The sequence below is a fragment of the Vibrio sinaloensis genome, assembly GCF_023195835.1.
Taxonomy (GTDB): domain Bacteria; phylum Pseudomonadota; class Gammaproteobacteria; order Enterobacterales; family Vibrionaceae; genus Vibrio; species Vibrio sinaloensis_C.
Genome location: NZ_CP096199.1, coordinates 2,555,114 through 2,578,015, shown reverse-complemented (window position 1 = coordinate 2,578,015; position 22,902 = coordinate 2,555,114). Strand labels below are relative to the sequence as shown.

26 protein-coding genes and 1 tRNA gene are annotated in these 22,902 nt (G+C 47.9%); 19 read left to right on the top strand and 8 right to left on the bottom strand.

Features of this window, described 5'->3' with window-relative positions:
• Positions 1-21 precede the first annotated feature (21 nt).
• Complete coding sequence (locus MTO69_RS11615; protein ID WP_248329406.1) at positions 22-1,176, top strand: HD-GYP domain-containing protein; 1,155 nt, start codon at positions 22-24, stop codon at positions 1,174-1,176.
• Between the two features lie 31 nt (positions 1,177-1,207).
• Here the strand turns inward: MTO69_RS11615 and MTO69_RS11610 are convergent.
• The 5 genes from MTO69_RS11610 to rpsU all read right to left on the bottom strand — a co-directional run bounded on the left by MTO69_RS11610 (position 1,208) and on the right by rpsU (position 5,922).
• Positions 1,208-1,283: transfer RNA gene (locus tag MTO69_RS11610), tRNA-Ile, on the bottom strand.
• 148 nt (positions 1,284-1,431) lie between these two features.
• Positions 1,432-3,288 (bottom strand): RNA polymerase sigma factor RpoD, encoded by a 1,857-nt coding sequence (gene rpoD, locus MTO69_RS11605; RefSeq protein WP_248329404.1) that lies wholly within the window; start codon positions 3,286-3,288, stop codon positions 1,432-1,434.
• Positions 3,289-3,386: 98 nt separating this feature from the next.
• Positions 3,387-5,144: a DNA primase gene (gene dnaG / locus MTO69_RS11600; protein ID WP_248329402.1), complete on the bottom strand. Its 1,758-nt coding sequence runs from the start codon at positions 5,142-5,144 to the stop codon at positions 3,387-3,389.
• Between the two features lie 92 nt (positions 5,145-5,236).
• Complete coding sequence (locus MTO69_RS11595) at positions 5,237-5,680, bottom strand: GatB/YqeY domain-containing protein (RefSeq protein ID WP_248329400.1); 444 nt, start codon at positions 5,678-5,680, stop codon at positions 5,237-5,239.
• Between the two features lie 26 nt (positions 5,681-5,706).
• Positions 5,707-5,922, bottom strand: a complete 216-nt coding sequence (gene rpsU / locus MTO69_RS11590) for a 30S ribosomal protein S21 (protein ID WP_001145625.1) — start codon at positions 5,920-5,922, stop codon at positions 5,707-5,709.
• 228 nt (positions 5,923-6,150) lie between these two features.
• Between rpsU and tsaD the strand changes: the two genes are divergently transcribed.
• A complete protein-coding gene (gene tsaD, locus MTO69_RS11585) occupies positions 6,151-7,167 on the top strand; it encodes a tRNA (adenosine(37)-N6)-threonylcarbamoyltransferase complex transferase subunit TsaD (RefSeq protein WP_248329398.1) in 1,017 nt (338 codons plus the stop codon).
• A 134-nt stretch (positions 7,168-7,301) separates the two neighbouring features.
• On the top strand, positions 7,302-8,117 hold the full coding sequence (locus MTO69_RS11580) for an alpha/beta fold hydrolase (RefSeq protein ID WP_248329396.1): 816 nt from the start codon (positions 7,302-7,304) through the stop codon (positions 8,115-8,117).
• Positions 8,118-8,135: 18 nt separating this feature from the next.
• On the opposite strand, the gene plsY is transcribed toward MTO69_RS11580, so the two are convergent.
• Positions 8,136-8,747 carry a glycerol-3-phosphate 1-O-acyltransferase PlsY gene (gene plsY, locus MTO69_RS11575; protein WP_248329394.1) on the bottom strand — a complete coding sequence of 204 codons (612 nt, stop codon included), beginning with the start codon at positions 8,745-8,747 and terminating at the stop codon, positions 8,136-8,138.
• A 156-nt stretch (positions 8,748-8,903) separates the two neighbouring features.
• On the opposite strand from plsY, the gene folB reads away from it, so the two are divergent.
• The 11 genes from folB (at position 8,904) to rpoS (ending at position 16,549) form a co-directional block, all read left to right on the top strand.
• The gene (gene folB / locus MTO69_RS11570; RefSeq protein WP_248329392.1) at positions 8,904-9,257 is read left to right on the top strand and encodes a bifunctional dihydroneopterin aldolase/7,8-dihydroneopterin epimerase; all 354 of its coding nucleotides are present in this window, start codon (positions 8,904-8,906) and stop codon (positions 9,255-9,257) included.
• Positions 9,254-9,742 carry a 2-amino-4-hydroxy-6-hydroxymethyldihydropteridine diphosphokinase gene (gene folK, locus MTO69_RS11565; protein WP_248329390.1) on the top strand — a complete coding sequence of 163 codons (489 nt, stop codon included), beginning with the start codon at positions 9,254-9,256 and terminating at the stop codon, positions 9,740-9,742. Before folB ends, folK begins: the two co-directional genes overlap by 4 nt.
• A gap of 14 nt (positions 9,743-9,756) precedes the next feature.
• Positions 9,757-10,560 carry an undecaprenyl-diphosphate phosphatase gene (locus tag MTO69_RS11560; RefSeq protein ID WP_248329389.1) on the top strand — a complete coding sequence of 268 codons (804 nt, stop codon included), beginning with the start codon at positions 9,757-9,759 and terminating at the stop codon, positions 10,558-10,560.
• Between the two features lie 101 nt (positions 10,561-10,661).
• Positions 10,662-10,940 (top strand): cell division protein FtsB, encoded by a 279-nt coding sequence (gene ftsB / locus MTO69_RS11555; RefSeq protein ID WP_248334471.1) that lies wholly within the window; start codon positions 10,662-10,664, stop codon positions 10,938-10,940.
• A 1-nt stretch (position 10,941) separates the two neighbouring features.
• Entirely contained in the window at positions 10,942-11,643 is a 702-nt protein-coding gene (gene ispD, locus MTO69_RS11550; RefSeq protein ID WP_248329387.1) for a 2-C-methyl-D-erythritol 4-phosphate cytidylyltransferase, read from the top strand.
• 3 nt (positions 11,644-11,646) lie between these two features.
• Positions 11,647-12,123: a 2-C-methyl-D-erythritol 2,4-cyclodiphosphate synthase gene (ispF, locus tag MTO69_RS11545; protein ID WP_248329385.1), complete on the top strand. Its 477-nt coding sequence runs from the start codon at positions 11,647-11,649 to the stop codon at positions 12,121-12,123.
• Positions 12,124-12,160: 37 nt separating this feature from the next.
• On the top strand, positions 12,161-13,207 hold the full coding sequence (truD, locus tag MTO69_RS11540; protein ID WP_248334470.1) for a tRNA pseudouridine(13) synthase TruD: 1,047 nt from the start codon (positions 12,161-12,163) through the stop codon (positions 13,205-13,207).
• Positions 13,204-13,962 (top strand): 5'/3'-nucleotidase SurE, encoded by a 759-nt coding sequence (surE, locus tag MTO69_RS11535; protein ID WP_248329383.1) that lies wholly within the window; start codon positions 13,204-13,206, stop codon positions 13,960-13,962. The genes truD and surE overlap by 4 nt, the downstream gene beginning before the upstream one ends.
• A 2-nt stretch (positions 13,963-13,964) precedes the next feature.
• Positions 13,965-14,591, top strand: a complete 627-nt coding sequence (locus MTO69_RS11530; RefSeq protein ID WP_248329381.1) for a protein-L-isoaspartate(D-aspartate) O-methyltransferase — start codon at positions 13,965-13,967, stop codon at positions 14,589-14,591.
• 6 nt (positions 14,592-14,597) lie between these two features.
• Positions 14,598-15,497, top strand: a complete 900-nt coding sequence (nlpD, locus tag MTO69_RS11525) for a murein hydrolase activator NlpD (protein WP_248329379.1) — start codon at positions 14,598-14,600, stop codon at positions 15,495-15,497.
• A gap of 71 nt (positions 15,498-15,568) precedes the next feature.
• Complete coding sequence (gene rpoS / locus MTO69_RS11520) at positions 15,569-16,549, top strand: RNA polymerase sigma factor RpoS (RefSeq protein WP_248329377.1); 981 nt, start codon at positions 15,569-15,571, stop codon at positions 16,547-16,549.
• Between the two features lie 149 nt (positions 16,550-16,698).
• Here rpoS and MTO69_RS11515 read toward each other — a convergent pair whose 3' ends face one another.
• The gene (locus tag MTO69_RS11515; protein ID WP_248329375.1) at positions 16,699-17,979 is read right to left on the bottom strand and encodes an HlyC/CorC family transporter; all 1,281 of its coding nucleotides are present in this window, start codon (positions 17,977-17,979) and stop codon (positions 16,699-16,701) included.
• Positions 17,980-18,108: 129 nt separating this feature from the next.
• Complete coding sequence (locus MTO69_RS11510; protein ID WP_248329374.1) at positions 18,109-18,903, bottom strand: cytochrome C assembly family protein; 795 nt, start codon at positions 18,901-18,903, stop codon at positions 18,109-18,111.
• Between the two features lie 208 nt (positions 18,904-19,111).
• Here MTO69_RS11510 and ffh point away from each other — a divergent pair, with 208 nt between their 5' ends.
• From ffh to rplS, 5 genes are all read left to right on the top strand, one after another.
• Positions 19,112-20,497, top strand: a complete 1,386-nt coding sequence (ffh, locus tag MTO69_RS11505) for a signal recognition particle protein (RefSeq protein ID WP_248329372.1) — start codon at positions 19,112-19,114, stop codon at positions 20,495-20,497.
• A 243-nt stretch (positions 20,498-20,740) separates the two neighbouring features.
• Positions 20,741-20,989, top strand: coding sequence for a 30S ribosomal protein S16 (gene rpsP, locus MTO69_RS11500; RefSeq protein WP_005438039.1), 249 nt, complete (start codon positions 20,741-20,743; stop codon positions 20,987-20,989).
• A gap of 29 nt (positions 20,990-21,018) precedes the next feature.
• Positions 21,019-21,567, top strand: coding sequence for a ribosome maturation factor RimM (rimM, locus tag MTO69_RS11495; RefSeq protein WP_248329371.1), 549 nt, complete (start codon positions 21,019-21,021; stop codon positions 21,565-21,567).
• A gap of 25 nt (positions 21,568-21,592) precedes the next feature.
• Entirely contained in the window at positions 21,593-22,336 is a 744-nt protein-coding gene (gene trmD, locus MTO69_RS11490; protein WP_239876866.1) for a tRNA (guanosine(37)-N1)-methyltransferase TrmD, read from the top strand.
• Positions 22,337-22,377: 41 nt separating this feature from the next.
• Complete coding sequence (gene rplS, locus MTO69_RS11485; RefSeq protein ID WP_045977783.1) at positions 22,378-22,731, top strand: 50S ribosomal protein L19; 354 nt, start codon at positions 22,378-22,380, stop codon at positions 22,729-22,731.
• Positions 22,732-22,902: the final 171 nt, after the last annotated feature.

Genomic DNA, 22,902 nt, shown 5'->3' with positions numbered 1-22,902 from the left:
AGAGAGGGGCAGTGTCTAGTTATGGAAGCGACATTCGAGCGCATGGCGTTGCAACCGTCATGTCACCACCAATTGAATCAACAGTTTACTGCTATTCATCAACGTATGCAGGCTCATCATGCTTTGATAGAGAGGGTCTGTTTTGTTCTGTATGACCCGTGCGATCATCTACTTAAAACCTATGCCGACAGCGCACAACCATGTTTGAGTGGTTTCCACTTCCAAGCGCCCATTAGTAGCCTACCAGCCTTAAAACCTAGTTTAGAGAGCCGTACTCATACGGTTTTCGCCGACTTAAGTGAGTTAAGAACTTGTTCGTTTGTTCGCCACCTACTCGAGCAGGGCTACCATTCTAGCGTGGCGTGGCCTGTCTTCTCCGCCAAGCAGTTTCGTGGTTTTATCTTTGCCCTTTCATCACGCGTTGGCGCCTTCGACAAGCAAGACTTTACTCACCTAACGCCCTACTTAAATATGTTGCAGTCGACGGTGTTGGCTGAGTTTGAGCTGGTCAGCGCGTTGCTTAACAAGGCGCATGCTGTAGTAGCACGCTCACCGATTTATCAACGCGAGTCGAGTGCTCATAAACAAAGAATGGCCACTTATTGTGAACTTATCGCGACGGGGTTGGCTGAGCGTTACGATTTTGATGATGAGTGGATCGAGCATTTAAGCTTGTTTGCTCAGTTTCATGATATTGGCAAAGTGATGCTGCCTCCGGAGTTGTTGTGTAAGCAAGAGCGACTCACTCGCGAGGAAGTCGTTCAGTTGCAAAGCCACATCGAGCACGGTGAAAAGCTGCTAGAGCAGTTTGCCAACCAATTGGGTGAGCCTGAACACCCGACGATAGAACTGTTTGCTCAAGTGATTGCCCATCACTATGAATTTCTTGACGGTAGTGGCTACCCGCGCCAGTTAAGAGCAGCAGCAATCCCGATCAGCAGCCGGATTATTTGCGTCGCCAACATATTCGATGCATTGACCAGTCATAAGCCATACAAACAAGCTTGGTCGATCCCTTATGCCATGATAGAGCTAGGAAAAATGGTCGCAGAAGGAAAGCTAGATGGTGAATGCGTGAATGTCCTGCGCGAACATCAAACGGCGCTCAAAGCTATCGTTGACCGTTATCCAGAGCGTGACCCCAAAGATGGGGGGTATGAAAGACAAAAGGCGTAGTAGGTATTAACCTGCTACGCCTTTTCGAATATGGTGGCCCCTCGCAGACTTGAACTGCGGACCAATCGATTATGAGTCGACTGCTCTAACCACTGAGCTAAGGGGCCGTGTAGGGCAATGATTATAGGGGATGACGATCTAGCTGTCTAGACGCGAACTGAGCTAAATGCGCTTAGAATTTATCCACTTAAAACACGGAAATACAAAAAAGGTGAGCATTTGCTCACCTTTTCATCAATCGCTTGCCTGACGTGATTATTCGTCTAGGAAGCTGCGCAGAGTTTCTGAGCGGCTAGGGTGACGAAGTTTACGCAGAGCTTTCGCTTCAATCTGACGAATACGTTCACGAGTCACGTCGAACTGCTTACCCACTTCTTCTAGAGTGTGGTCAGTGTTCATGTCGATACCAAAACGCATGCGCAGTACTTTTGCTTCACGAGGTGTTAGGCCAGCCAGAACATCTTTAGTGGCCACTTTTAGACTTGTTGCTGTTGCTGAGTCTAGTGGCAGCTCTAGTGTGGTGTCCTCGATAAAGTCACCTAGATGCGAATCTTCGTCATCACCGATGGGTGTTTCCATTGAGATTGGCTCTTTAGCGATCTTCAGTACTTTACGAATCTTATCTTCTGGCATTTGCATGCGCTCTGCCAGCTCTTCCGGTAGTGGCTCACGCCCCATCTCTTGCAGCATTTGACGCGAGATACGGTTGAGCTTGTTGATCGTTTCGATCATGTGTACCGGAATACGAATGGTACGTGCTTGGTCTGCAATCGAGCGTGTAATCGCCTGACGAATCCACCAAGTCGCATAAGTCGAGAACTTGTAACCGCGGCGGTATTCAAACTTATCTACCGCTTTCATCAGACCGATATTACCTTCTTGGATAAGATCCAAGAATTGAAGACCACGGTTGGTGTATTTCTTGGCAATCGAAATAACCAGACGTAAGTTCGCCTCAACCATCTCTTTCTTCGCACGGCGAGCTTTGGCTTCACCGATAGACATACGACGGCTGATTTCTTTGATGCTCTGCACCGTGAGTGACGTCTCTTCTTCGATCGCTTTTAGTTTTGCGATTGAGCGGCGAATATCGTCTTCACTACGTCGAATCTTCTCGGCGTAAGGCTTATCTGATGCAAGAATCTCATCTAACCATGCTTCGCTAGATTCATTGCCTGTAAACAGAGTAATGAAAGATTTCTTCGGCATTTTGCCGTACTCAACGGCCGCTTTCATGATCAGACGCTCTTGAGTACGGACACGTTCCATAGAGGTACGCAGCTCATCAACCAAGTAGTCGAATTGCTTCGGTGTTAGGCGGAACTCTTTGAATACATCGATGACAAGCTCATTCGCGATTTGCGCCTTCGGGCTTTCGCGTCCGTATTCGTTGCACGCTAGCTGATAGTTTTGGAAAGTGTTGCGCAGAGAGGTAAACTTCTCTAGAGCAAGCTCAGGGTCGATGCCTGTATCTTCCTCTTCTGATTCGTCGTCATCCGACTCTTCATCGTCTTCATCTTCTTCGTCTTCATCTTCAAGATCCGACTCAGCCAGCTCAGAACCGATGTGAGTTGCAGTTGGCGCTGTCGTCTCGTCTGCATCCGGGTCAACGAAGCCGGTGATCAAATCGGTAAGACGAAGCTCTTCGGCTTGAACCTTATCAAACTGCTCGAGAATGTATGGGATGGTGCCCGGATACTCCGCTACAGCATTTTGAACTTGGTTAATACCATCTTCAATACGCTTCGCGATATCGATCTCGCCTTCACGAGTCAATAGTTCAACTGTACCCATTTCACGCATGTACATGCGCACTGGGTCAGTGGTGCGGCCGATTTCGTTTTCTACGCTTGATAGCGCAGCGGCAGCGGCTTCAGCTGCGTCTTCATCGGTGATGGTGTCATCATCATTGAGAGCAAGATCATCGGCGTCAGGAGCGGTTTCCACGACTCGGATGCCCATGTCATTGATCATCTGAATGATATCTTCGACCTGTTCTGAATCGACAATTTCTGCCGGCAGGTGGTCGTTTACTTCTGCGTAGGTCAGATAGCCTTGTTCTTTGCCTTTAATGACAAGTTGCTTTAGCTGTGACTGCGGATTTTGATCCATAGACGGTATCCAACTTAGTATCTGGTGAAGGAATTAGTATGCGAGTTGCAAACCACACATCTTAACAAATTTATTTATTGCTGACTATTCGAACAGGGTTACGCTTTTAAATCTAGCATTAAGGCTAGCAGCTCCCTTCTTTCTTCGGTTGATAAACCGACACTTCTTTCTTTGGCCTGCAGATTTTCAATTTGTTTTTCAACGCACTGGGCAATGATTTTGTCCAATGAGTCTAAAAATATATCTTGTTCATTATCGTCGTCGAGGGGGATTTCCCATCCTGCGAGACGCGATAACAGCGCTTCGTGGCGACTATTTCGCCAGTGCTCTAGCAACTGGCCTGTAGTGATATTGGGATGCTGTTGACAATATTCAAGCACTTCTACAAATAAACTTAGTCCCGGTACTGTTAACTCACGCACGCTTGAAAGATCCGGTACCATTTCAGCATAGCTCGGATTTTGGATAAGCAAAGCCACCACCTCGCGCATAGGTGTGCGTTTGATCTCTTTATGCGGTTGAGGTCGAGTTTCGCTGATCTTTTTGCGCGGCTGACGCAAGCGGTTATCAAATCCGGTGCGCTCGTCCAATAACTTTTCTAGTAACTCTTGAAAATAAGGATCGGGGATTTTGTCGATCAGTGCACTGGCGTGAGCGCGCAGCGCTGACTTACCTTCGTGCGTCCCTAGATTAAGTTGGTGAATTTCGATCAAGTTGTCAAACAGGTAACTCGATAACGGGGTTGCCTGTTCGATCTGTTGCTCAAGCGCTTGTTTACCGTGCTTACGTACATAGCTGTCTGGGTCTTCGCCGTCGGGCAAAAATAGGAACTTGAGTGTATTGCCTGTTTTTAAGTACTGCAGCGCATTTTCGAGTGCACGCCAAGCCGCCTCGCGACCTGCTCGGTCGCCATCGTAACAACACACAACGGTATTGGTTTGGCGAAACAGCAGTTGGATGTGGTCCCCGGTAGTCGAGGTGCCGAGCGAAGCCACAGAGTAGTCGACACCGTATTGTGCCAACGCCACGACATCCATGTAGCCTTCTACGACTAAAATCTGTTTCGGCTCACGGTGTGCTTGCAGCACTTCATAAAGGCCATAGAGCTCTTTGCCTTTATGGAAAATAGGCGTCTCTGGCGAGTTGAGGTACTTGGGCGTGCCATCACCAATCACCCGGCCACCAAAACCAATCACTCGGCCACGTCGATCGCGAATGGGGAACATCACTCGGCCGCGGAAACGGTCATAGCGATTGCCCTTATCGTTCTCAATCAACATCCCGCCAGATACCAGCATCTCTTGTGTTTGCGGGCTCTGACCGAAATTCTTACGTACTAGATCCCATTCTTCCGCCACATAGCCGATACCGAATTTCTGAACGATTTGGCCTGACAGGCCGCGATCTTTAAGGTAATCGATCGCCACTTTGCTGCTTGGCTGCTTGAGCTGGTCGCGATAAAACTGAGCAATACTGCCCATAATATCGTAAAGATTACGTTTCTGTTCCGAGTTGGCCTTTGGCTGGTTAGACTGAAAGCTGCCCCCTTGGCGCTGCTCTCGGGGTACATCTAAGCCTAAGAATGAAGCAAGTTCTTCAATCGCCTCAACAAAGTCTAAACGCTCGTACTCCATCATAAAGTCGATGGCATTACCGTGCACACCACAGCCAAAGCAATGATAAAACTGTTTTTCTTGGCTAACGCTAAATGAAGGGGTCTTTTCGTTGTGGAAAGGACAGCAAGCGCCGTAGTTTTTGCCTTTTTTCTTAAGTTTTACGCGAGCGTCAATAATGTCGACGATATCGAGTCGAGCGAGGAGATCATCAATGAAACTACGAGGGATGTGTCCTGCCATAAAACCTAACAAAAAAAGAAAACGATAGGGTAGATACAAACAAGCCGCGCATTCCGAAGGATAGCACGGCTTGTTGCAATTGGGTTGGGCAATTAAGCCAGTTTAGCGCGAACTAAACCGCTCACTTTACCCATATCTGCGCGCCCTTGAATCTGTGGTTTGAGAACGCCCATCACTTTACCCATGTCTTGCATGCCCGCTGCACCAGATTCGGTAATCGCACTGTCAATCAGTGCCGCTACTTCTTCTTCAGTCAACGGTTGAGGCATAAAGTCCTCAAGTACGGTGATTTCTGCTTTCTCAGCCTCAGCCAAATCTTGACGATTCGCTGCTTCATATTGAGCGACAGAGTCGCGACGTTGTTTAACCATCTTAGTCAGCACAGCAAGGATGTCGTCATCGCCCAGAGTGATCTGTTCGTCAACTTCACGCTGCTTAATGGCTGCTAGCGCTAAACGAATAGTGCCAAGGCGCGTTTTGTCCTTGGCTTTCATCGCTAATTTTTGCTCTTCTTTGAGCGTGTCAATAAGAGCCATAACTAGAATCCTTTAGGACTTAGTTATTAGTACAGGCGAACGCGACGAGCGTTTTCGCGAGCTAGCTTCTTAGCGTGACGCTTTTGAGCTGCTGCTTTAGCGCGTTTGCGAACTGTAGTTGGCTTTTCGTAGTGCTCACGACGACGCACTTCAGAAAGGATACCTGCTTTTTCGCAAGAGCGTTTGAAACGACGTAGAGCAACGTCGAACGGTTCGTTTTCACGTACTTTAACTACTGGCATATGCCTTTCACCTCAGGGGTTATTCGTTAATGCTGACTTCACACGACTTAGCTTGAATACTAGGTCTACAATCAGCTTGATCAAAAATGGTGCGGAATTTTAATCCGATCACACTGGCTTTGTAAAGTATTTTGTTGGGTAGAGTTTGCACAAAATTTGTTTGCAAAGCGAAGGCGCGGTAAGATTGCGCCAATTTTGAATCAAACCTCTCAACCTGCAAGGTAAACCATGCGCATTATTGGTATCGAAACCTCTTGTGATGAAACGGGTATTGCCATCTATGATGATGAAAAAGGCCTGCTTTCGCACAAGCTGTACAGTCAAGTTAAGTTACATGCTGACTATGGCGGGGTAGTGCCGGAACTGGCGTCTCGTGACCACGTGAAAAAGACCATCCCTCTTATCAAAGCCGCCATGGCAGAAGCTAATGTCACGCCCGCTGATATCGATGGTGTGGCCTACACCGCAGGCCCGGGGTTGGTTGGCGCGCTTCTCGTCGGGGCCACAATTGGCCGCAGTTTGGCCTACGCTTGGGGCGTTCCTGCAGTGCCAGTGCATCATATGGAAGGGCACTTACTCGCGCCAATGTTAGAAGACAACCCGCCACCTTTCCCATTTGTGGCTGTCTTGGTGTCGGGTGGGCATTCAATGATGGTGGAAGTGAAAGGCATTGGTGAGTACAAAATTCTAGGTGAGTCGATTGATGATGCCGCAGGCGAGGCGTTTGATAAAACCGCTAAGTTAATGGGTTTGGATTACCCTGGTGGACCATTACTGTCTAAGCTGGCAGAAAAAGGTACCCCCGGACGCTTTAAGTTTCCGCGCCCAATGACGGACCGCCCAGGTTTGGATATGAGCTTTTCCGGGCTTAAGACATTTACCGCCAATACCATTGCCGCCAATGGCGATGACGAGCAGACTCGCGCCGATATTGCCCTAGCTTTCGAGGAAGCAGTATGCGCAACACTGACTATCAAGTGTAAGCGCGCGCTTGAGCAGACTGGCTTTAAACGCATCGTAATCGCTGGCGGAGTGAGTGCCAACCGTCGTTTACGTGCTGACCTTGAGCAACTGGCGAATAAGATTGGTGGTGAGGTGTATTACCCTCGTACGGAGTTTTGTACCGATAACGGCGCTATGATTGCCTACGCGGGTATGCAACGCTTAAAGAATGGCGAAGTTGCTGATTTGGCGGTACAAGCCACACCGCGTTGGCCGATTGATCAATTGGAACCGATCGCTTAACCGTAAGTCAGTTATTGTGTGAAGGTCGCTGTTTTGGCGGCCTTTTCTTTATCTGAATAAAGAGAGTTCCGACGTTTTAGTTGAGAAAATGATGGTACCCTCCGATTTTATAAAAATAATCAATGGTTAGAAGTATGTACAAATTTGCTGTCGATGGCCGAGAAATGGCTTATCAAGATGTAGGTTCAGGCCCGGTATTGGTGTTTGGTCATAGCTATTTATGGGATAGCAAGATGTGGGCGCCACAAGTAGAAGCGCTCAGCCAGCATTATCGCTGTATCGTGCCTGAGCTATGGGCGCATGGTGAGTCTGATGCCGCGCCAGAAACAACCCGTTCATTGTCAGACTATGCCAAGCAGATTGTGGCTCTTTTAGACCATTTACAGGTTGAGCACTTTTCTGTTGTTGGTCTATCGGTTGGTGGAATGTGGGCAACGGAAGTGGCTTCTTTGGTTCCTTCGCGAGTTCAGTCATTGGTACTAATGGATACGTTTGTTGGCTTAGAGCCAGAAGTGACCCATAACAAATACTTTGCGATGTTAGAAGCCATTAGCCAAGCGAAAGCAGTTCCAGCGCCTATTGTTGAAGCCGTTACACCGCTGTTTTTTGCCAACAATGCCAAGCAGGATAATCCGCAGCTTGTCGAGCAATTTGAACAGCGACTGTATGATTTAAAAGGTCAGCAAGCGGTTGAAGTGGCGCGGGTAGGGCGAATGGTCTTTGGTCGACGAGACCAGATGGAGGATGTTGAAAAGTTGGCGCTGCCGGTTTTGATTGCTGTGGGTCAAGAAGACAAGCCTCGCCCAGTGCTCGAATCGTTTTTGATGCACGATGCGATTTCTGGCTCGGAGCTGGTTCAAATCCCACAAGCGGGACATATCTCCAACCTCGAACAAGCGCCGTTCGTCACTAATATGCTCAAAGAATTCTTAGCCAGAAACCACGCTTAACACCTAAAAAAGCCTCATTTACGAGGCTTTTTTTAATCCGTTTTTCTTATCTCCGACTTTAGGCTCAGTGCCGGAAAACAAGCGTTTAATATTTTGATGATGACGAAACACGATCAAGCAACACAGCATCGCAACCGGCAAGGTGTATTGAGGCTTGATTATCCAAGTGTAAAACGGAGCCAAAAGCACGGTGACGATAGCGGCTAGGGATGAATAACGAAACAGTAAAGCGACGCTGAGCCAAGTGGCGATGATCATCGCACTAAGATCCAGTCCGATCGGCGCGATCGCCCCCAATGCGGTGGCGACACCTTTACCACCTTTGAAATGAAAAAAGATCGGATACATATGTCCCAAGCAAGCGGCAATCGCGACCACACCCAAAATAATAGGATCAATGTTTAGGAAGTAGCCTCCCCATACAGGAATGGTGCCTTTTAGCATGTCACACAGCAGCACAGCGGCGGCGGCTTTCTTACCACCAATTCGCAGCACGTTGGTTGCGCCAGGGTTGTGAGAGCCGACACCTCGTGGATCGGGGAGTCTGAGTATTCGACAGATCAACACAGCACTTGAGATCGAGCCCAAGAGGTAGGCGAAAATGATCATTACTAGTGCTAGTGGGGTCATAGTAGAGTAACTCGTCTGAAACAGGTGTTCGCCAAGCTAGTAACTGATATCATATCGCGCCTGACACGCTCAAACTATGGCATAGGCTTGGTTTGAGATGCAAATAGTACGACTTTTTACCCCACTTGGGTATCCGACCTGTAAAGGAAGTATCACATGGATAAAGTATTTATCGAGCAATTAGAAGTCATTACCACCATTGGGGTTTACGATTGGGAGCAAGAGATCAAGCAGAAGTTGGTGCTTGATATTGAAATGGCTCATGACAATCGTCCTGCTGGAAAAAGCGATGATGTGGTTGATGCGCTCGATTACGCTCAGGTCAGTCAAGCGGTGCTTTCTCATATCGAAGGCGGTCGTTTTCTGTTGGTGGAACGTGTGGCCGAAGAGGTCGCCGAGTTGATCATGACGCGTTTTGGCGTGGCTTGGATTTCGATTCGCTTAACCAAACCAGGTGCAGTCGCGCAAGCCAAAGGCGTTGGTGTGGTCATTGAGCGAGGCCAGTTATGATCACAACCTACATTGGGGTTGGGTCAAACATACAAAGGCGGAAACACATACAAGCGGCGATTGACGAGCTGAGCGCGTTAGGGCAGCAACTGCGCCTCTCGACCATTTATGAGTGTGAAGCGGTCGGATTTAACAGCCAAGCGTTTTATAACCTAGTGGTTGAGATGAAAACGTCGCTAGACTTAGCCGAGTTCGCCCAGCAGCTGCGTGCAATTGAGATCAAATGGGGGCGTTCTGAGCACGCTGGTAAGTTTGAGCCTCGCACCATGGATCTGGATATTCTTCTCTTCGGAGAGCTTACCAGTGAGTCGTCTCCACAGTTACCCCGCAGTGACATTTTTCATTACGCGTTCGTGCTTGAGCCGCTCAACGAGCTCTGTCCCGGTTTAGTTGTGCCCAGCGATGGGCGTCGCATTGAGCAGATTTGGCAACAAACTCGGTTTGATAGCGCACTGACTCCGGTTCCAGTTTGGTTTGATTATTAATTGACGAGATTTTCATGAGTTATTTTGAAGCTTTTGTTTTGGCACTGATCCAAGGTTTAACCGAGTTTCTGCCTATTTCGAGCTCCGCGCACCTTATTTTGCCCTCAGCGATTCTTGGTTGGCAAGATCAAGGGTTAGCGTTTGATGTCGCAGTGCATGTCGGCACTCTATTGGCGGTGATGATTTATTTTCGGCACGAGGTTATCAGCTTATTACACGCCTTTTTTGGGTCTATTTTCCACGGCGAACGCAGTAAAGAAGCCAAACTGGCTTGGATGATCTTGCTGGCGACGATTCCAGCTTGTGTGTTTGGCCTGCTGATGAAAGACTTCATCGAACTGTACTTGCGCAGCGCATGGGTCATCGCCACAACGACGATCGTATTTGGTCTGTTGCTCTGGTATGTCGACAAGCATGCGTCTTTGACCGATGACGAATACCAAGCCGATTGGAAAAAAGCGCTGTTTATTGGTGTTAGCCAAGCTTTGGCAATGATTCCTGGTACTTCGCGTTCGGGGGCAACCATCACTGCCGCGCTCTATTTGGGCTTTACTCGTGAAGCTGCCGCCCGTTTTTCATTTTTGATGTCGATTCCAATTATTCTGCTGGCTGGGGGATATTTAGGACTTAAATTGGTCACCAGCGGTGAGCCGGTTCATCTTGGCGTACTAGTCACGGGAATTGTTACCTCCTTTATCAGTGCTTACCTGTGTATTCACTTATTCCTTAAGTTGATCTCACGGATCGGAATGACGCCATTTGTCATCTATCGTTTGCTGCTGGGCGTTGGCTTGATTGCGTTTCTATTACTCAACTAACGGCAGCGCTTTTATTGATGCCATGTAGCGCCATCTCGCGCCACTAAATACATTGTGATATATATGTGGTTGTTGTGACTCTCGCTTTTTTGATTGACGGTATGCGTATATTTGCTTTGATGTTGACCCTTATTTTAGGCTGGCTGCAGTATGAACTGTGGCTGGGCAAAAACGGGATCGCCGACTTTCAGGCGGTCAGTGCTGAGATAGAGGTTCAGCATCAAGTGAACAGTAACTTGAAAGCCCGTAACGACGAAATGTTTGCCGAGATCGACGACTTACGCCAAGGGCTCGATGCGATTGAAGAGCGAGCACGGCACGAACTCGGTATGATCAAAGAAGGCGAGACGTTTTATCGTATTATCGGCGAGGATAATTAACATGCCTGAACCTGGTTCTTTGGTGGCGGTTGTTCCGGCTGCGGGCGTCGGCAGTCGAATGAAAGCAGACCGCCCTAAGCAGTATTTGACCATCCAAGGCAAAACAGTACTGGAACACACCCTCGAGAAGCTTCTTTCCCACCCTGAGATCGCCCAAGTGGTGGTCGCCATTAGCGATGATGATCCTTATTTTTCAGCACTGCCATTGGCCAACCATAGCCAGGTAGTGCGAGTCAGTGGGGGCAAAGAGCGCGCAGATTCCGTGTTGTCGGCACTGCAGTATCTTAAACAGTACCAGTGCGCACCTTGGGTGTTGGTGCATGACGCGGCTAGGCCGTGTATCACGCTAGAGGATATCGACAGCTTAATTGAGCAGGCCTACTCTCACCCCTATGGAGCGATTCTTGCGGCGCCAGTGCGCGATACCATGAAACGTGCCAATCAGCAGCAACATATCGATCACACGGTCGATAGGCAGGCAATGTGGCACGCATTGACGCCACAAATGTTTGACACTCAACTACTGACAGACGCGCTCTGCGCTGCCTTGGAGCAAGGGGTGCAAATTACCGACGAAGCGTCGGCGATTGAATGGTTAGGACATAGCCCAGCATTGGTTCAAGGCCGCGCCGATAATATTAAAATCACCCAACCGGAAGATTTGGCACTTGCCGAGTTTTATCTTAATAGAAATAAAGGATAACTCATGATTCGAATTGGTCACGGCTTCGACGTTCATAAGTTTGGTGGGCAAGGCCCAGTTATTATTGGTGGCGTCTCTGTGCCTTATGAGCAAGGTCTGATAGCCCACTCTGATGGTGATGTCGCGCTGCATGCTTTGTGTGATGCCTTGTTAGGAGCAATTGCTGCTGGCGATATTGGCCGTCATTTCCCCGATACCGACGACAAATGGAAAGGGGCAGATAGCCGTGAGTTACTGCGTGATGTATACCGCCGTGTTCAAAGTCTTGGGTACAAGCTTGGCAATGCGGACATTACCATCATGGCACAAGCACCAAAAATGGCGCCGCACATTGACGCCATGTGCGAGGTGATCGCACAAGATTTGCAAACGGACGTGTCTAACGTCAACGTGAAAGCGACCACAACAGAAAGGCTTGGTTTCACTGGGCGTAAAGAGGGTATAGCAACCGAAGCGGTTGTTTTACTGGTTAAACAATAACTCAGTTGTCATTGATAGCTGACAACGGATCCGAATGATGTCTGATATTTTATCTTCCCTCGCTTACTTGCATGGCAAACCGACGGCCAAGGGCAAACTTAAAGCGAAACCTGAACACTTTCAGGTGAACGAAAACTTAGGTTTTGAGTTTTCTGGTCAAGGCGAACACTTGATGCTGCGTATTCGTAAAACCGGTGAAAACACCAGTTTTGTGGCCAACGAGTTAGCCAAAGCATGTGGTGTGAAGTCGAAAGACGTCAGTTGGGCTGGCCTTAAGGATCGCCATGCCGTGACTGAGCAATGGCTCAGCGTCCATCTACCGAAAGGCGATAGACCCGATTTGACTCAGTTTTTGGCGCAATACCCTAGTATTGAAATCATCGCCACAGACCGACACAACAAAAAATTACGTCCGGGCGATTTGATTGGAAACCAATTTGCCATCACCGTGTCAGAGGTGACGGACATGGAAGATGTGGTCAAGCGGTTAGAGGCGATACAGCGAGTCGGTGTACCCAACTATTTTGGCAGCCAGCGTTTTGGTAACCAAGGCAATAACTTAACTGAAGCGCGCCGTTGGGGACGCGATAACGTACGCACTCGCAATCAGAACAAGCGCAGCCTCTACTTGTCGGCCGCTCGATCATGGATTTTCAATACCATAGTGTCTGCCCGTATTGAGCAAGGTCTGTTTGAACGTGCGATTGTCGGAGATTTAGTTCGTCAACAAGATGAGTTAGTGGCGGTAGAGGCGAGTACTATCGAGCAAATCAATGAACATCTTGCACAACATCAGTGTCAGTTGACGGCTGCGTTAGCCGGTGACAACGCATTGCCAACCACCGATCAGGCTTTGGCGCTGGAGCAGCCGCATTTAGATGCTGAGCCAGATTTGATGGCATTGATTCGCGGTAATCGCATGCGTCATGACCGCCGCGAGGTGGCCTTGATGCCTCAGCAACTCGCTTGGCAAATCGAGGGGAACAATATCACTTTACAGTTTGCGCTTGAGGCTGGCAGTTTTGCTACCGCAATTATTCGTGAACTGGTTGAAGAAATTGAAGTGGAGCGTCACTACGGATGAGCGACAACAAACTCAATATATTGATAAGTAATGATGATGGTGTTCATGCACAAGGCATTCACTGTCTGGCGGATGCGCTGCGGGATCTGGCGCAAGTGACGATTGTTGCCCCTGATAGAAACCGTTCTGGCGCCTCAAATTCACTCACGTTAGAGCAGCCACTCAGGGTTAATCAAATTGCGCCCCAAGTCTACTCGGTGCAAGGCACACCTACCGACTGCGTGCACTTTGCATTGAATGAACTGATGAAAGACGATTTGCCAGACTTGGTATTAACTGGGGTGAACCACGGCGCAAACTTGGGCGATGATGTGCTTTACTCAGGCACGGTTGCAGCCGCGATGGAAGGCCACTTTCTCGGCGTACAGGCTATCGCGTTCTCATTGGTGGGCAAGCATCATTTTGCCACGGCTGCGGCGATAGCGCGCCAATTGGTTGAGCAACATGCGATAAATCCTATCCCAACCAATCGCTTGTTGAATGTCAATGTGCCTGACGTGACGCTGGCCAAGCTAAAAGGCACGCGGGTTACCCGTTTAGGTGCGCGTCATCACGCTGAGGCGATGATCAAGCAGCAAGACCCTCGAGGCCATGATATTTATTGGTTAGGCCCTCCCGGTAAAGAACAAGATGCTGGCGAAGGCACCGATTTTTATGCTATTGAGCAAGGTTTCGTCTCGGTCACTCCGTTGCAAGTCGACTTAACGGCACATGAATCGATCACAAGTATGGATAACTGGTTAAAGGACAAGTAACAATGGCAAACCCACATGCGGACAGATTAATCGACTTTCTTGTCGCGAGTGGCATTCAAGATCAGCAAGTGTTAGACGCTATCTACCGCTTGCCGCGGGAGCAATTTGTCTCTCAAGCTATGATGCATCAGGCCTACGACAACAACGCTCTGCCCATTGGCCAGGGGCAAACCATCTCTCAACCATACATTGTGGCAAAAATGACCGAGATGCTTGGGTTAAGTCGAACCAGCCGAGTGCTCGAGGTTGGGACTGGATCGGGTTATCAGACCGCAGTGCTTGCTCAGTTGGTTGACCATGTCTACTCCATCGAACGTATTAAAGCACTGCAATGGGAGGCTAAACGTCGACTTAAGCAGCTCGATATCTACAATGTATCGACTAAGCATGGTGATGGTTGGCAAGGTTGGTCAGCGAAAGCGCCTTTTGATGCGATTATTGTTACCGCAGCGGCAGAGTCCGTGCCTGCTGCTTTGCTAGAGCAACTGGATCAAGGTGGGGTGATGATCATCCCAGTGGGGACGGTGGAACAAACCTTATATAAAATTACGCGTCATGGTGATGAGTACCACTCAGAAACAGTGGAAGAGGTGCGTTTTGTCCCTTTGGTTGCTGGAGACCTTGCTTAATCTGTTATGAAGTCTTTCTCGTTACCGCTGATTCTGCTGATAGTGTTCAGCACACTGGTTGGGTGTGCTGCTCATTCCCCTGCGCCAGTGTCAGGATTGAAGAAAGACTACAGCTCAGTGGCACGAGGAAGCTATCGTGGCAGTTACTATGAAGTTGAAAAGGGCGATACGCTGTATTTTATTGCGTATGTCACAGACAAAGATGTAAATGATCTTATCCGTTACAATAGCTTGACCCCTCCTTACACCATTCACCCCGGACAGAAGCTAAACCTATGGCGACCAGCCTATAACCCGCCAGCGTACGGTGGCACTGGTGCGGGCGCTGCAGCAGCGGTCGCAACCGTTGCATCGACGTCAGTTTCAAGCAAAAACTCTAGTCAAAAGGTTAGCGCTGAGAGCGCAAAAAACGGCCACAAATCGACTAAAAAAGAATCAAAAAAGGGTGTTGATCAATCGAAATCAAAGGAGTATGTTGGTTCTAGCAGTAAACAAAATGTTAACAAAACCGTCAGTCAGCCGAAAACAAATAACAATAAAATTTCCAAATGGTTATGGCCAACAAAAGGGAGAGTTATCAAAAATTTCTCTGCTGGAGATCAAGGGAACAAAGGCATTGATATCGCAGGACAGCGTGGTCAATCCATCGTATCAACAGCAGGCGGCACCGTGGTTTATTCAGGCAATGCGCTACGTGGTTACGGTAATCTAGTCATAATTAAACATAACGACAATTACCTGAGTGCATATGCACATAATGATCGGTTGCTTGTACACGAAGGACAGAGTGTAAAAGCCGGCCAAAAAATAGCAACAATGGGCAGCTCAGGAACCTCCAGTGTTCGATTGCACTTTGAAATTCGCTATCAAGGTAAGTCAGTGAATCCAAAACGCTACTTACCGTAAAATTTTACTGTTAGGTAAGATAGCGACATTAGACGTAGTAATGTCTTGCTAGCTCGCCAGGGGGAGGCGCTATGAGTATCAGCAATACAGCAACGAAAGTCGAAGAATTTGACATCGATAGTGAAGCAACGGAAACGCTTCAATCAGAAAATTCTCTCAAGTCATCTACCACAACCGAGACCAAAGAAGAGTTTGATGCATCAACCAAAAGTTTAGATGCCACGCAGCTCTACCTCGGCGAAATCGGTTTTTCTCCACTCCTTACTGCTGAAGAAGAGGTGTTATATGCACGCCGCGCCCTACGTGGTGACGAAGCGGCACGCAAGCGTATGATTGAAAGTAACCTCCGTCTGGTGGTTAAAATCTCACGTCGTTACAGCAACCGCGGCTTAGCCCTGCTTGATTTAATTGAAGAAGGCAACCTAGGTCTGATTCGCGCAGTAGAGAAGTTTGACCCAGAACGCGGTTTCCGTTTCTCAACTTACGCCACCTGGTGGATTCGTCAGACTATTGAACGCGCGCTGATGAACCAAACTCGTACCATTCGTTTACCGATCCACGTGGTGAAAGAGCTTAATATTTACTTGCGAACTGCAAGAGAGCTGTCGCAAAAGCTTGACCATGAGCCAACGGCTGAAGAGATTGCCACTCAATTGGATAAACCCGTTGATGATGTGAGCAAAATGCTGCGCCTCAACGAGCGAATTAGCTCAGTCGATACACCGATTGGCGGTGATGGCGAGAAAGCGCTGTTGGATATTATTCCCGACATCAACAACTCTGACCCAGAAGTCTCGACTCAAGATGATGATATCCGTAATTCGCTTATCCACTGGTTAGATGAGCTGAATCCAAAACAGAAAGAGGTGCTTGCGCGTCGTTTTGGTCTCTTGGGTTATGAGCCATCGACCTTGGAAGAGGTTGGACGTGAAATCAACCTAACTCGTGAGCGTGTACGTCAGATCCAAGTTGAAGGACTACGCCGTCTGCGTGAGATTTTGATTAAACAAGGGTTGAATATGGAAAACCTTTTCAGCGTGACGGAAGACTAAGTAGGATTGTTGAGTCTCTAAGCTGATTGATATCACTTTTCGCTAGTTAGTAAAAAGCCTTGGCAACATGCCAAGGCTTTTTTTGTATGCTGCTATTTCTGATTGAGCCGTAACTTGTGCAAGACATCCGCTCGAGACCAGAACTCCGTTTACGCCGATTTGAGCTTCTTCTTGGTCGGGAAGACTTTGACCAACTTGATGCGGTTTTCTTCTAGTTCAACGATCTCCATCGGATGGCCAGAAACATGCACACTGAGGTGGCTCTCTGGGATATCTTCCAAATGTTCCAAAATCAAACCGTTTAACGTGCGAGGACCATCAGTAGGCAGTTTCCATTTCAGACCTTTGTTGATATCTCGGATATTGGCGCTGCCCTCGATTAAGAAACTGCCATCACCTTGAGGGGTGATCTCATCGGCCAGGCTCGGCGCGATAGAGGTCGTAAACTCGCCGACTATCTCCTCAAGAATATCTTCTAAGGTCACCAAACCAATGATATCGCCATACTCATCTACGATCAGCCCAATACGTTGTTTGTTGCGCTGGAACTTAAGCAACTGAACATTGAGCGGCGTACTCTCAGGAATAAAGTACACTTCATCAGCGGCGCGCAGCAATGTCTCTTTGGTAAACTCATTCTTTTCCAGCATCAATCGATATGACTCGCGCAAACGCAGCATGCCGACCACCTCATCGATTTGGTCGCGATAAAGCACGACTCGACCATGAGGAGAGTGGGTCAGTTGGCGCACAATCGATTTCCAGTCGTCATTGATATCGATACCGGTGATCTCATTACGCGGGACCATAATATCGTTCACGGTCACATGCTCTAGATCTAGAATCGAAATCAACATGTCTTGGTGTCGACGAGGGATCAAGCTACCGGCTTCATTGACCACAGTTCTCAGTTCTTCGGAGCTAAGATGGTCATCACCGCCATGCACTGCTTTGATACCGAGTAGGCGAATAAAGCCATTGGTGATCATGTTGACGAACATCACCAGTGGTGACAATAGCTTCATCAAGATCGTGAGTAAAATACTGCTGGCATAGGAGACGCGCTCAGGATACAGCGCAGCAAGGGTTTTTGGTGTGACTTCGGCAAACACCAGTACCACCAGAGTCAGGGCACCGGTGGCGATGGCCACGCCAAGATCACCATAAAGGCGCATACCTAAAATAGTCGCGATAGCCGAGGCAAGAATGTTGACTAGGTTGTTACCGATGAGGATGAGGCCGATCAGGCGGTCTGGGCGGTCGAGAAGCTTTTCAACGCGCTTTGCCCCTTTGTGGCCGTTGTTGGCGAGATGCTTGAGACGGTAGCGGTTCAGAGCCATCATACCTGTCTCGGAACCAGAGAAATATCCTGAAATGATGATAAGACACGCGAGTAGCGCAAATAAGATACCCGTTGATATGTCGTCCAAAGCTTATCTTTTCCTTGTTATGTTTGGTTAATTTATGACCTAAATTGTTATCGAAGTCAATTTCAAATAGGGAACTGCGTAGTGTAAAAGAAAGGTGCAGTTAATGCACCTTTCTGTCGGTTTTGATCATCAGCGCAAAATGATTTCACGCACAAAGCGGCTGCCAAAATAGGCTAAGGTCAGCAGGGTGGCGCCGGCGACAGCAAACCAAGTGACTTTGCGTCCACGCCAGCCTTTTTGAAAATGTCCCCACAGCAACACTGAGTAAGCTATCCAAGCGATGAAGGAGAGGATGGCCTTGTGTGCTTTACCTTGAGCGAACATATCTTGAACGAAGAAAAATCCGGTCAGTAGAGTACCGGTCAGCAGTAAAGTGCCGATGAGTATGATGTTGAACAGTTGGCGCTCAACCATCAGAAGGGGTGGCAAATTGGGGTTGATGGCCATCGCCTTTTTGGCTTTCAGCTTGTGGTCCAGCCATGCCAGTTGCAGTGCATAGAGCGCACCGATAGTCAGCGTGGAATAAGAGAACAGAGCAAATGAAATATGGATCAGCAGCTTAGGATCTTGTTCCAGATGGGTAATAAAGGTGCTGGGCAGTATGACCGCAGCAACCAAGTTAATTGCGGCGAAACTATAGACAACGGGAAGTAGGAACCACAAACGCGTCTTGAGCATCGCTGCGCTCATCACCAATGAAATAATAAAGCTTATCAATGAGGCGACATTGAGAATGCTGAGGTTTTGCCCCGAACTGCCTAAGATAAGATCGCTGAGTAACCAAGCATGAAAAGCGAGCGCAAGCGCTGCACTCACCAGTACAGTTTTTACCCGAATACCGGTTTGATGAACCAGTCCAGGTACAATAGTCGCAATAGCTAATAGATAGAGTATTGCCGCCACAACGGCGATGAGGTTGTCCATTATTCTCTGTAAGCTGGTGGATTTTTAACAAATTATACCCTGCATCAACAGCTTGAGCCATGAATTATCACCTTCATTTGCGTGACTTGAGATATCAAAAGTTATCTAGGCAGTGTCATGCGCTGATTGGCTAAGGTATACTCATAGTAATTTTCGCCACAATAGTAAGGCGTGTCTCCCTAAAAACCGTCTAGGTAAAGAGAGTAAGATGTTTGAGAATTTAACGGATCGCTTATCCAAAACGCTGAAGAACATCAGCGGTAAAGGTCGTTTGACCGAAGATAATATTAAAGAGACGTTGCGCGAAGTGCGCATGGCGCTGCTTGAGGCAGACGTCGCATTGCCAGTTGTTCGTGACTTTATTAAGCGCATTAAAGAGAGCGCAGTGGGTGTTGAGGTGTCTAAATCCCTCACTCCTGGGCAAGAGTTTATCAAGATCGTTCAAACTGAACTTGAAGCGGTCATGGGTGAATCGAATGAAGCGCTCAATCTAGCGGCTCAACCGCCAGCGGTTGTATTAATGGCAGGTTTGCAAGGTGCAGGTAAAACAACCTCGGTCGGTAAACTGTCCAAATTGCTAAAAGAGCGTGAGAAGAAAAAAGTCTTGGTTGTGTCTGCCGACGTTTACCGTCCGGCGGCGATTAAACAGCTAGAAACCCTCGCCTTGGACGTCGGCGTTGACTTCTTCCCATCTTCAGCAGACCAAAAGCCGATAGATATCGCGACCGCGGCTATCGATCATGCCAAGAAAAAGTTCTACGACGTGTTGCTAGTGGATACCGCAGGTCGACTTGCGGTTGATGAGCAGATGATGGCAGAGATCCAAGAGCTGCATACGGCTATCAACCCTGTGGAAACACTGTTTGTGGTTGACGCCATGACAGGTCAAGATGCAGCCAATACGGCCAAAGCATTTGGCGATGCACTGCCGTTAACGGGTGTTATCCTAACTAAGGTCGATGGTGATGCCCGTGGTGGTGCAGCGCTGTCGGTTCGTCATATTACCGGCAAGCCAGTTAAGTTCTTAGGTGTTGGTGAGAAAACCGATGCGTTAGAACCTTTCCACCCAGATCGTGTTGCCTCACGCATCTTGGGGATGGGTGACGTACTGTCGTTAATCGAAGATCTGCAACGTAACGTTGATCAAGATAAAGCTGAGAAACTAGCGAAGAAGTTCAAAGAGAAAAAAGGTTTTGACCTTGAAGACTTCCGCGAGCAACTCGGTCAGATGCAAAACATGGGCGGCATGATGGGGATGATGGATAAGCTCCCTGGTATGTCGCAGTTGCCTGACAACGTCAAAGATAAAGTCGACGATAAGATGTTCAAGCAGATGGAGGCCATCATCAACTCCATGACCATGAAAGAGCGTCAACGCCCAGAGCTTATTAAAGGTTCACGTAAGAAGCGTATTGCCGCAGGTTCAGGCACTCAAGTCCAAGACGTCAACCGCTTACTCAAGCAGTTCACGCAAATGCAAAAAATGATGAAGAAGATGCAGAAAGGCGGAATGAAAGGCATGATGCGCAACATGCAAGGCATGATGGGTGGCATGGGCGGAATGGGTGGCGGTTTTAACCCATTTGGCCGTTAACAGAACCGATGAAGTGTTTCGCTTCTAGGAACTGATAATTTATTGTATGACAATATTTCAAGGTGTTAGCTATATCACAAACTTAGATCCCCTTTTATGTTGGTGAAAAAATAGCTAAAGACCTTGCATTGCTCCGGAATAAGAGTAAAATTCCGGAGCTTTATTTTGGCACGAGCCCCAAACTGTTTAGCGATAAGTGGTTTCTGGGGTTAATTTTATTTTTGAGAAAGCAAAGAGGACGACATGGTAACCATTCGTTTGGCACGTCACGGCGCTAAAAAGCGTCCATTTTATCAAATCGTAGTAGCGGACAGCCGCAATGCAGCAACTGGCCGTTTCATCGAGAAAGTGGGTTTCTTCAACCCAACTGCTAAAGGTCAAGAAGAAGGTCTACGTCTAGACCTAGATCGCGTTAACCACTGGGTTGGTCAAGGCGCATCTCTATCTGACCGCGTAGCTAAGCTAGTTAAAGACGCTCAAAAAGCGGCTTAATTCTTAGATTAAGAAGTAGTAATTAGCTTATGTCGATGAAAGGTAAAGAAACAGTGAGCAACGAAAAAATTGTTGTAGGTAAGTTTGGTGCTACTTACGGCATTCGTGGTTGGCTCAAGGTTTTTTCCTACACAGACAATACCGAAAGCATATTTGATTACACACCTTGGTTTGTTAAGCAAGGTGAAAACTGGGTCGAGTACAAAGTGGAAAGCTGGAAGCGCCATAACAAAGGTTTGGTGGTAAAGCTTGAAGGTCTTGATGTGCGTGAAGACGCGCAGTTAATGACTAACTTTGAAATCTCAATTGACCCTGCTGTATTACCAGAATTGCCATCAGACGAGTTCTATTGGCGTGATTTGATTGGAATGCAAGTGGTAACCGATAAAGGTTACGATCTAGGTGTCGTTTCTGACATGCTAGAAACGGGCTCCAACGATGTTCTCGTAATCAAAGCAAATCTAAAAGATGCTTTTGGGCAAAAGGAACGATTAATTCCGTTCCTTGAAGAGCAAGTGATCAAGCATATTGATCGCGAAGCTCAACGGATCGAAGTTGACTGGGATCCTGGATTCTAACTCCAAGTAACGGAGCGACAGAACAATGTGGGTTGGCGTTATAAGCCTATTTCCTGAAATGTTCCGCAGCGTTACTGATTTTGGAGTAACAGGTCAAGCGGTTAAAAAAGGTCTCTTGTCGATTGAGACTTGGAATCCTCGCGATTTCACTCACGACAAGCATCGCACTGTCGATGATAGACCTTACGGTGGTGGTCCTGGCATGTTGATGATGGTGCAGCCTTTGCGCGATGCCATTCATGCGGCCAAGAAAGCCTCACCGGGTAAGACGAAAGTCATTTATCTCTCTCCTCAAGGTCGTAAACTCGACCAGCAGGGAGTCGAAGAACTGGCAACCAATGAGAATTTGCTTCTGATTTGTGGCCGTTACGAAGGGGTAGATGAGCGCATCATTCAATCTGAAGTTGACGAAGAATGGTCAATTGGCGATTTTGTGATGACGGGTGGTGAAATACCAGCCATGACGTTAATCGACTCTGTCTCTCGGTTTGTACCGGGTGTACTAGGGGACTTTGCGTCGGCGGAGGAAGATTCCTTTGCCAATGGCTTGCTAGATTGCCCCCACTATACGCGCCCTGAGGTGTTAGATGGAAAAGAAGTACCAGCGGTACTCAAGTCTGGCAACCACAAGGACATTCGTCGCTGGCGACTCAAGCAGTCGCTCGGCCGTACTTGGCTAAGAAGACCAGAACTCCTGGAAAACCTAGCTCTGACTGACGAACAGGAACAATTACTGGCCGAGTTCATTAAAGAGACTCGAGTTAAGTAACCTATTAAATTTAGTATCAGTTTATTCTAGGAATATTGAAAATGAGTAACATCATCAAAGCTCTTGAAGAAGAGCAAATGAAAAAAGACCTACCTAACTTTGCACCTGGTGACACAGTTGTTGTTCAAGTTAAGGTAAAAGAAGGTGACCGTGAGCGTCTACAGGCTTTTGAAGGCGTTGTAATCGGTATTCGTAACCGTGGTCTACACTCTGCATTCACTGTACGTAAGATTTCTAACGGTGAAGGCGTAGAGCGTACGTTCCAAACTCACTCTCCAATGGTTGATAGCATTGAAGTTAAACGCCGCGGTGCAGTACGTCGTGCCAAACTGTACTACCTACGTGAGCGTTCTGGTAAGTCAGCTCGTATCAAAGAGAAACTTGCTAAGAAGTAATGCTATAACTAGCGTTCTCATATTAAGCGGAGCCCACATGGCTCCGCTTTTTTTATTTTAGGCGCTATGCTGGTGGTATTTCACGATAGCGGCGTCGTCGGTACTCATTTACTGGCGTAAACTCCGTTCCTCCTTCTTGCTTTCGCAAAATACTCCAGCGCATATCGCTCT